The sequence below is a fragment of the Chamaesiphon sp. VAR_69_metabat_338 genome (assembly GCF_031423935.1).
In the GTDB taxonomy this organism is placed as follows: domain Bacteria; phylum Cyanobacteriota; class Cyanobacteriia; order Cyanobacteriales; family Chamaesiphonaceae; genus Chamaesiphon.
In genome coordinates this window covers 1-7,146 of record NZ_JANPGM010000408.1, presented here as the reverse complement: position 1 = coordinate 7,146, position 7,146 = coordinate 1, and the positions used below count along the sequence as shown (strand labels likewise).

Below are 7,146 nucleotides of genomic sequence, written 5' to 3'. Positions count from 1 at the left end.
ACCAAAATTACGGGCGCACAACGCATCGATTTACTCGGCGCACGGGTAGACCAACTCCCACTCATTTGGCAGCGGCTAGTCGCTGCTGGCTTTGAATCTGGGCACGCTTACGGCAAAGCTCTCCGTACTGTCAAATCCTGTGTCGGTAGCACCTGGTGTCGCTTTGGCGTTCAAGATTCTGTCAGCCTCGCGATCGAGGTAGAATTACGCTATCGTGGACTCCGCGCCCCGCACAAATTCAAATCCGCCGTCTCTGGCTGTACCCGCGAATGCGCGGAAGCTCAAAGCAAGGATTTCGGGATTATTGCCACCGAAAAAGGTTGGAACCTGTATGTTTGCGGCAATGGTGGGATGAAACCCCAACACGCTCAACTCCTCGCCGCCGATTTAGATAAGGAAACGTTGATTCGCTATATCGACAGGTTCCTGATGTTCTACATCCGCACTGCCAATCGGTTGGAGCGTACCGCAACCTGGTTTAATAAACTCGAAGGCGGGATGGAATACCTGCAAAATGTGATTATCAATGATTCCCTCGGTATCGCCGCCGAACTGGAAGCAGAAATGGCTCATCAAGTCGCCACCTATGCTTGCGAGTGGGATGTCACCCTCAAAGATCCGGTTAAGCTCCAACGCTTTCAACACTTTGTTAATAGCGACGCAACGGATCCTAATATCGTCCAGGTAGAAGAACGCGGCCAAAAACGTCCGGTATTCGAGCACGAACGACAATTACTATCGATCGACAGTTAGATAATTTACGATAAGTAATATGCCGTCTCAACTGTGATTTAGAATGATTCATAGATAGACTATGATTATCATCTACAAATAATCATAGTTAATCATTCAATCGTTATCATCATAGTTCAGACAGTATTTCTGTTAACAAATCACAAATTTCATGTCACAAATAGAATCGATTTCTCACGGAGAAGGCTCTGCCAGCGTACCAAAAACTCAACAGTGGACAACGATCTGCCCCTTAGACCGAATTTTGCCAAATACGGGCGTTTGTGCCTTAGTCAACGATCGACAAATTGCCATTTTTAGAGTCGGTGAAGGGACGGATGTATATGCGATCGATAATTACGATCCGTTTAGTAAAGCCTACGTTTTATCGCGAGGAATTGTCGGCGATCGCAATGGGGTGCCGAAGGTTGCCTCGCCGATTTACAAGCAAAACTTTAGTTTATTAACTGGCGAATGTTTAGACGATCCAACTATCAAGTTACAGACTTTTCCGGCTCAAGTTGTCGATGGAGCAGTTCGAGTCAATGCTTGAGAAAATTAGGAATCACCGCCAGCAGACTAGGTCGCTTCTGATGACTCCTAATTCTTATAATAAATATGGTTGGCGATCCACCCAATATCTAGATTTATTCTTCAGTACTAGCTAGATTGACGATTGCTTGTGCCCACAACACATATTTTAAGGTGGCTAAATCTTTAATCGTTTTCACATTAAAAGCGGCCTTGAGATGTTCGGCGTCGCCATCGCTAACGCCAGCAATTGCATTTACCGGCGCATTGACAAGATCTTTAAAAGATTTGCCTTCATACTCTTTCATCACGGCGCGATTGATATTCATAGCTAAGGCTCCAAATTAATCTAGGTTGAATTCTCAGTCGATCGAAATAAATCGATACTTGTAAGTTGTATATCACATTCGATTGACTAATCTAGATTTTTTTATGTTAGTTTAGTAATTCATTATTCAATTTGCTAGCTATTAACTATCTAATCGATCGCGCGAGTTAAAGATTTGAGAAATTAGGCTAAATCTGTTATTTGCTATTTTTGGCAATCGAATCGATCGTAACTCTCCAATTCACAATAAGTTTGCTCGACCTCAATTTAAGTCTGGTGCGTCACGAACAGTTTGGGAGCTGGTGTTGGAAGATTGGGAATCGATCGAACTCAAGGAGACGATCGCAAATTTGTATCCTACTAACTTGAAGCGGCAATCGATCGGTTGGTAAAATAGATATACAGCAAATGTTAGCGATCCGAAGATCTCGGCTAGATTTGCCTTTGCCATGATGCCGTGTGTTGCTAAAGCTTTGCACTCAGAGAACCATCCAGATCCAACTATCGATCGGATTGTCGCGTCCAGACCAAACCCAGCATTACTTTTGACCTGTCAACCAATCTTACCTTTACTGGAATATGACCTATATAGAAACTATCGAAAAGCAGTCAACAGTCCGCAAACTAGCACCTAATTATCGCGTGCTACTCCACAATGATGACTTCAATGCGATGGAACATGTCGTAGAGGTATTGATAACGACTATTCCCAATCTTTCGGCACCTCAAGCGATTAATATCATGATGGAAGCTCATCAATACGGTATGGCGTTAGTGATTACCTGCAATCAAGAACATGCCGAACATTACTGCGATGTGCTTAAAAGTCACGGTTTGACTAGTACGATCGAGCCTGCAGATTAGAGTTAGGCTTTAGGTTTTAGGCTTTAGGTTTTAGGGTCGGAGCGTTTGCAATTCTCAAGTTTAGGACTAGCTGTTGGTGCTAGTTCAAATGCTCGAATAACTCAAATTTGGCGACTGTTTTCAAGCTATGGATCGCAATCTTATCTTGCAGCCATTCTTGAAATAATTGCATCATAATTTGGGAGTGTAGCTCGGCTGAAAGTTGTGGTAAGTTTGCCTCTTCCACAAAAATCAAATGGACTTTTTTATTGACTTCGATCGGTTTCAATAATTGTGGGGGTGCGGCGGCAAATACGGCAGCGGAGATCTCTGGACTCATGTGCTGGCGGCTGACTGCGCCCAAATAGCCATACTGGCGTTGGATCTCCAAACTTTGACCGTAGGTTCTAGCCACGTCGGCGAAACTCATATCGCCTTCTTGAATGGCGTAAAATAACTCCAACGCCAACGTTTTATCTGTCAACACGATCTCGGAAATGATGGCAGAAGTGTAATCGAGCAGATGTTGATGAAAATAGGGAGCGACTTTGTGGGCAAATAAATGTTGGGCGACTTTCTCGACGAGCACATTACTCATCACCAAATTCTCGAAATCATCAATGGTGAGGAGCCGATCTGCTAACCATTGTTGAGTAGCGGCAATAGTTGATAATTGGTTAATCGATCGAAATCGATCCGCGCCAGCTTGCAATTCTTCAGCGGAGATTTCGATCTGCAATTCCCGTGCGGTTTCTTCCAAAACTTGCCGCTGTAAGATGCTCTGCAACAACTCAGGAATTTTACCGCTAATTTTAACTTGATATAATAAATCTTGACTGGTAATTGACATCTGGAGTTGGGAGTTAAAGGGATTGCTCTATTGGAAAGGATGCAGAATCAAGCTCTAATCGAGCAATGGTCAATCTCTCAACTAGATTTGAGCTTGGTAAATGGATCCATGATGAAATCGATAATTCGCCGTTTGCGAATCACAATTTCGGCGGTAGCTGGCTGACCGGATTTGAATGGTAGACATTCATTTTTGTGCTGGACACAAGTGCGATCGAGTGCGATTTTCACTTCGTAATTGGTGGAATTACCAGCAGTAGCAGTTACGACTTTAGAATTAGGTGAAATCCAATTGACCTTGCCGTTAATTACGCCATAAGTTTCAAACGGAAATTCATCGAATTTGAGTTTGACATCTTTGCCGATGCCTTGCGTGCGGAGCGATTCACTCTGGCTGGCGGGGATTTCGCCCTTAAAGATCAGAGCATTTTTGGTGTCGGCAGGTGGGGCAATTTCGGCAATTAATTGTTTGGGCTGCAAGACGGCACCTTCGCGAGCGATCGGCAATTCAAAAATTGTGCCTGCGACATTGGCGCGGACGGTATATTTGTCGAGCTGGTTGGTTAAGGTTCGAGCCAGATTTTTGCTTTGAGCGATCTCCACTTGGAGCGTCGTCACTTGGCTGTGGAGTTCTTTGAGCTGTTGTTCGCTCTTGGTTACTGCCAACTTCCCGACCTGAGTTAAATTTTGGAGTCCGCGCTGCTGCTCGACTAGGCGTAGTTCCGATTGGGTGAAATCGGATTTTAATTGACTGATACTGCGCTGAACGTTATTTTTTTGTTCTTTGAGTTGGAGTTGTGCTTGTTGAATGTCTGCCTGGGCTTGCTCGATCGTTTTGCGATAGGTGTTTTGTTGTTCGCGATCGCGTAATTTGGCTTGCTTGAGATTGGCTTCGGCTTGAATGCTGGCTTGTTCGCGCTCTTTGGCGAGACTATCGGCTTCGCGGCTTTTGATCTCAGTGACGCCACCAGCACGATATAGTCGATCGTAACGCTCGGCTTCGGCTCGCGCATCCCGCCACCGAATTTGGGCGGCATTAGCGGCGGCGGTACTATCGATAATACTTTGACGGGCTTGGTCGATCCGATCGAGTTGGGCTTGTTTCTGGGCGGTCGCGCTATTTTGGCGATCGATCGCGGTTTGCGTCGCCCGATCTAACTGGGCTGATTTTTCGGAAATTTGATTGTTGTAGGTATTTTTGAGCACCGAGATACTTTGCTGGGCTTGGGCGATTTGGGCTTGTTTTTCCAGCAGTTGGGCTTGGCTTTGTTGTTGTTGGGTACTTACAGCGATCGTCAGTTGATTTTTGAGCGCGCCCAGTTGATTGAGACGTTGGAGTAGCCCTTCGAGCTTGACCTGGTTTTGCTGAATTTGGTCGCGAATCGGGCGGGAATCTAGTTCCATCAGCACTTGGCCTTTGGTGACGAGATCGCCTTTTTTGACTAATACTTTAGTAACTGTCACGCTACCTTCCAGATCGGCTTCTTTTTTGACCGTTTCCCCAGCTAATTCCATCCGACCTCTGGCGGTACCAATTTCATCCATCTGAAACAAGAATGACCAGGGCAGAGCTACCGACATAAATGCCAGCAGACAATAGAATAGTCCCCGCGTCCACGCCAGCGGGACGATATCGATGATTTCTTTGGCAGAGTTCGACCAGTCAGCGTGGTCGGATACGGCTGGTGTGAACGTTGTTGTTTCTTCAACAGCATCTTTCGGTTTAGGGCTGGTTCGATTCGATCGTTCGCTTGGGACTAATTCATCCAATGGCAGGATTTCTGGGCCGAGAACTTTTTCTAAGATCCCCGGACTAAATTGCATGTTGCCATTAGAAACCGATCGAATTAGCTCCATCATCCCCGCGTCGATCTGCTGCTTGAGCATATAGCCGTGGGCACCATTGCGCAGCGCAGTGCGGATCGATTTGACATCATCATTGCTGGTCATCATCACCGTGCGCGTCGTCGGAAAACGGCTCCGAATTTCGGTCACGGCTTCTAAACCACCTTTACCAGGCATTTCCACATCGAGCAACACGATGTCTGGCTGCAATAGCTGTACTTGCATCAGCGCATCATCACCATCCTCCGCACTCCCAACTACTTGGAAATCTTGCTGCATTTCCAGTGCCAATCGCAGCGTTTCGCGCACTACTTTTTGGTCATCTACAATTAAAATTTTAATCATTGCCGATCGCGCCTAGCTGCTGCTGATTGAGGTAGTAATATTGCCCGTGTTTCGCCATCAGTTCGCGGTGGCTGCCGCTTTCAATTAGTACGCCTTTGTCGAGTACCAAAATCAAATCGGCATTGCGGACGGTCGATAACCGATGGGCGATAATGATGGCACTGCGATCGCGACAGATACTTTCCAGATTTTTTTGAATGATCCGTTCGGATTCGGTATCTAGACTGCTCGTGGCTTCATCAAAGATCAGCAAACTCGGATCGCCCACCAGGGCACGCGCGATCGCGATCCGTTGCCGTTGACCGCCAGAGAGCATCCCCCCACCCTCGCCGATTTGGGTTTCGTAACCCATCGGCATGGTGCTAATAAATTCATCAGCTCCCGCCATCATCGCGGCTTGCCGAATCGCCTCAGAGCTGGCATTCTGCTGACCCAAACTAATGTTTTCGGCGATGCTGCCGCTGAATAAAAACGTCGATTGATCTACGACCCCAATTTGCGATCGCAAGGAATGAAGCGCAATTCGATCGATCTCCTGACCATCGATCGAGATTTTGCCGGATGTCGGCGCATATAGACCCAGCAGCAACTTCGATAGCGTCGTTTTGCCAGAACCACTCCGCCCCACCAACGCCACCGTCTGACCTGGTTTAATTTGAAAACTGAGATTCTCCAGGGTGTTGATTTCCGTGTGGGGATTGTAGCGAAAGGTGACTTTGTCAAACACAATGTGACCGCGCAGTTTGCCAATTTGCAATTTGGTACTATGTTGGAGATCTTCCTCCGGTGGCGATTCGATGACATCGCAGATCCGCTCGATCGCGATCGTCACTTCTTGGAACTGGTTCCAAACACCCGCCAACCGTTTAAACGGGCCAATCACATTGGCGGACAACATATTGAACGCAAACAATTGACCGATACTAAATTCACCACTAATCACCAAAGATGAACCTAGCCAGAGCAGCGCGATACTACTAGCGGAATCTAGCAACGAACTCACCGCTTGCAGTCTGATGCCAAACATTTTTTTCCGATACTGCTGTTTAACCTCATGGTTGAGCAATTCTTCCCATCGCCAGCGGACAGTGCGCTCGACGGACATGGATTTAACTGTGCGGACGCCATTGAGAGCTTCAATTAAATAGCTATTTTCCTCAGCATAAGCATTAAACGATTCCCGCGATAATTTCTTGAGAAAGGGCGTAGAGAGTAAGTTAAGAATCAAAAATGGCGGGATGGAAATCAGCACCAAAGTGGCGAGTTTGGCACTGTAGATATACATCAACGTCACGTAGACAAACACCGACATGATATCCAGCACCAAGCCAATCGTTTCGCCAGTAATAAAACTGCGAATCTTGTGATTTTCTTCAATCCGCGAGGTAATATCTCCCACTTTGCGCGTATCAAAGTAGGATAGCGGCAGACTAAAAGCGTGGCGGATAAAGCCGACGATCATCGATGTATCGATCCGCATCGCCGTGACAAAAATTAGATATTGGCGCAGCGTCGAGATCGCAATCTGAAACACCGCCATCATGAACAGTCCCACCACAAAGGCATTGAGACTATCAGCCGATCGATGAATCACCGCTCGATCGAGAATCAACTGGGTGAAAATCGGCGAAATCAGCCCAAAAATCTGTAAAACGATCGAGGCCAAAAACACT

7 protein-coding genes and 1 pseudogene are annotated in these 7,146 nt (G+C 46.6%); 3 read left to right on the top strand and 5 right to left on the bottom strand.

The features are described 5' to 3' along the window. Both RMO84_RS11345 and nirD read left to right on the top strand, forming a co-directional pair. Positions 1-753, top strand: a pseudogene (locus tag RMO84_RS11345) (nitrite reductase (NAD(P)H)); the annotation flags it as partial. A gap of 151 nt (positions 754-904) precedes the next feature. Further along, positions 905-1,285, top strand: a complete 381-nt coding sequence (gene nirD / locus RMO84_RS11340; RefSeq protein ID WP_310488569.1) for a nitrite reductase small subunit NirD — start codon at positions 905-907, stop codon at positions 1,283-1,285. Between the two features lie 94 nt (positions 1,286-1,379). Here nirD and RMO84_RS11335 read toward each other — a convergent pair whose 3' ends face one another. Together RMO84_RS11335 and RMO84_RS11330 are read right to left on the bottom strand one after the other, a co-directional pair. Then, positions 1,380-1,592, bottom strand: coding sequence for a hypothetical protein (locus RMO84_RS11335; RefSeq protein ID WP_310488568.1), 213 nt, complete (start codon positions 1,590-1,592; stop codon positions 1,380-1,382). A gap of 261 nt (positions 1,593-1,853) precedes the next feature. Beyond that, a complete protein-coding gene (locus tag RMO84_RS11330; RefSeq protein WP_310488567.1) occupies positions 1,854-2,042 on the bottom strand; it encodes a hypothetical protein in 189 nt (62 codons plus the stop codon). Positions 2,043-2,170: 128 nt separating this feature from the next. Between RMO84_RS11330 and clpS the strand changes: the two genes are divergently transcribed. Beyond that, complete coding sequence (gene clpS / locus RMO84_RS11325; RefSeq protein WP_310488566.1) at positions 2,171-2,455, top strand: ATP-dependent Clp protease adapter ClpS; 285 nt, start codon at positions 2,171-2,173, stop codon at positions 2,453-2,455. Between the two features lie 79 nt (positions 2,456-2,534). Here the strand turns inward: clpS and RMO84_RS11320 are convergent, their stop codons facing one another. The 3 genes from RMO84_RS11320 to RMO84_RS11310 form a co-directional block, all read right to left on the bottom strand. Then, the gene (locus RMO84_RS11320) at positions 2,535-3,284 is read right to left on the bottom strand and encodes a peptidylprolyl isomerase (RefSeq protein ID WP_310488565.1); all 750 of its coding nucleotides are present in this window, start codon (positions 3,282-3,284) and stop codon (positions 2,535-2,537) included. A gap of 77 nt (positions 3,285-3,361) precedes the next feature. Then, positions 3,362-5,473 (bottom strand): response regulator, encoded by a 2,112-nt coding sequence (locus RMO84_RS11315; protein WP_310488564.1) that lies wholly within the window; start codon positions 5,471-5,473, stop codon positions 3,362-3,364. Beyond that, a partial coding sequence (locus tag RMO84_RS11310) for a peptidase domain-containing ABC transporter (protein WP_310488563.1) occupies positions 5,466-7,146 on the bottom strand: 1,681 nt, incomplete at its 5' end. The genes RMO84_RS11315 and RMO84_RS11310, both read right to left, overlap by 8 nt.

Excerpts from the sequence above, each read along its gene's own strand:
- nirD (WP_310488569.1), top strand. The coding sequence starts at position 905 with ATGTCACAAATAGAATCGATTTCTCACGGAGAAGGCTCTGCCAGCGTA.
- RMO84_RS11320 (WP_310488565.1), bottom strand. The coding sequence starts at position 3,284 with ATGTCAATTACCAGTCAAGATTTATTATATCAAGTTAAAATTAGCGGT.
- RMO84_RS11315 (WP_310488564.1), bottom strand. The coding sequence starts at position 5,473 with ATGATTAAAATTTTAATTGTAGATGACCAAAAAGTAGTGCGCGAAACG.
- RMO84_RS11330 (WP_310488567.1), bottom strand. The coding sequence starts at position 2,042 with ATGGCAAAGGCAAATCTAGCCGAGATCTTCGGATCGCTAACATTTGCT.
- clpS (WP_310488566.1), top strand. The coding sequence starts at position 2,171 with ATGACCTATATAGAAACTATCGAAAAGCAGTCAACAGTCCGCAAACTA.
- RMO84_RS11335 (WP_310488568.1), bottom strand. The coding sequence starts at position 1,592 with ATGAATATCAATCGCGCCGTGATGAAAGAGTATGAAGGCAAATCTTTT.